At 56.0% G+C, this 2021-nt stretch carries 2 protein-coding genes; both read right to left on the bottom strand.

What is annotated here, in order from left to right; translation table 11 throughout:
- Positions 1–277: 277 nt before the first annotated feature.
- Entirely contained in the window at positions 278–802 is a 525-nt protein-coding gene (locus VEG30_18775; protein HXZ81981.1) for a prepilin-type N-terminal cleavage/methylation domain-containing protein, read from the bottom strand.
- Between the two features lie 166 nt (positions 803–968).
- Positions 969–2021, bottom strand: a 1053-nt coding sequence (locus tag VEG30_18770) for a tetratricopeptide repeat protein (GenBank protein ID HXZ81980.1), incomplete at its 5' end; no start/stop codon positions are given.

Genomic DNA, 2021 nt, shown 5'->3' with positions numbered 1-2021 from the left:
CTGTCCCTTAATTCGATAGGTCATCGCTAGCCCTCCTTAGTTGAAGTGACTTTCTCTTTCGACCGGCCAACCGATTTCTTATCGCTCTTCTCAATCGGCTTCACGATCGCCATTCAAACAACTATTAGTAAGCAATACCGGTGCCAGCCAAATTGAATGTAATATTCCTAAAAATGTCTGAGAAAACAGGACCAGTCACGTCTCAACCAGAAACCTGGGACAATTTCTGTCACCATGGGGGCCCGAAAACGTCCCTCCGGCAGATCCTGCCATCGCCTCAGCTTGCAACATCATTGACCGTGTTGGTCAGAACCCGTATGTCATTGATGATCCAGTCGTCGCATGTGCTATCGCTGTCGATATTCCCCCGGGCTCCCGCGGTAAATCCCGTTGCGGCAGACTCAACCAAAGCCGGCGCAGCGTTCACGTTGCAGGGAACCGCCGCAGTACTCCCGCCGGGGACCGCCGTCGGGACGCCGCTGACACCATACCAGTAGGAATACTTCGGTGTGCCGGATACCCCATACTCAAGCGCTGCGATGCTCGTAATCACGTACGACCCGTTTTGAATATTCCCAGTAAGAACTGCTCTCACAAAGATGTCTCCAAGGGCGAGCTTGGCCTCTGCTTGTTTGGCCTTAGCCTGGTACCGCAGGAAGTTCGGGATAGCGATCGCCGCCAGAACTCCAATGATCGCGACCACGATCATCAACTCGATCAGAGTGAAGCCTTGGTTTCCTTTCGAGAAGCGGATGGGCAACCCCCCTACCTCTTTGCTCCAGCATGCTTGCAATCGCCGCATGCAGCCTCATACGCGAGGCACGAGAGGATGCAAGCAAACCGCTTGCCACACAGAAAAGCTTCCACTGAGTGATAAAACCGATAGTTAGGCGAATCGTGTGAATGGCATACGGGCGCACACAGACGATTCTCGTCACGTTGTGGCTTAAATTGTCGTCGCGCGACGGCTAGAGGGATTTCTGCGACTGCCGCTGTTGTGACTTGCGAATCCGCTCATCAGAGGCCGGATCTCCGAACCCCTTCGCTTTAAATCGATCCGTCAGTTTTCTGTTCGTCGGATCAAGCTCCAGCGAGCGCAGCCACGCCTCGCGGGCATCGGTCAAGAGATTATGGGTGAGGTAGATCTCGCCGAGGTGCTCGAAGAACACGGGATCGTCCGGCACCACCGCCACGGCCTGCTTCATTTCCTTCAGCGCCTCCTGCATGCGGCCCAGCTTGAAATAGGCCCAGGCGAGACTGTCGAGGTAGTAGCCATTCTGGGGTTTGACGGCAAGCGCACGCTGGATCAGCATTACCGCCTCATCCAACCGCATATCGCGCTCCGTATAGGTGTAACCAAGGTAGTTCAGGGCATCGGCGTGTTGGGGATCCAACCGGATGGCCTCTTCCATCTCATGGACCAAGTCGTCGAACTGGCCCAGCTTGTCATACGCGGTTCCCAAGTTGAAATGGAGATCAGCGTTGTTGGGATTTTGCTGCAGCCCCTCGCGAAAGACGCTCACTGCTTCCTCGTTCCGCGCCGCCTGTAGCAAAGTCAGCCCCAGCATGAGATAGGCTTCGGACATCTTGGGGTTCAGCGCGACCACCTGGCGAAAATGTGACAGCGCTTCATCGTTCCGCTTCAGGCGAAACAGCAGATATCCTAGATGGAGGTGGGCATCCGTGTACTTCTGATCAGCCTGGATGATCGCCTGGTATTCGGCGAGCGCCTTGTCGTATTCCTTCTGTTCTTCATAGAGGTATGCCAGGTGGTCACGCACGCGAAGCTCTTGCGGGCGCAAGGTCAGCACGAGTTTCATCTGCTCCACCGCCTGCCCGAATTCTTTCAATTCCCCGTAAATGAGGCCGATGCGAAGCTGGGCTTCCACATCACCGGGATTCTCCGCGACGGCCTCACGCAACAGGGCAAGGGCCGGCTCATACGCTTTCTGCGTCAACAGCAACCGCACCATCCGCTGGCGCGCCTCTCGATTGCCCCGGTTGTTCTCCAGCGCCTTCCG

The sequence above is a fragment of the Terriglobales bacterium genome (assembly GCA_035624455.1).
Lineage (GTDB): Bacteria > Acidobacteriota > Terriglobia > Terriglobales > Acidobacteriaceae > DASPRM01.
Note: the sequence above shows the minus strand (reverse complement) of the source record. Positions and strands in the feature narration are given on the sequence as shown.

Coding starts and splice junctions, on each gene's coding strand:
- VEG30_18775 (HXZ81981.1), bottom strand. CDS start 802: ATGCGGCGATTGCAAGCATGCTGGAGCAAAGAGGTAGGGGGGTTGCCC.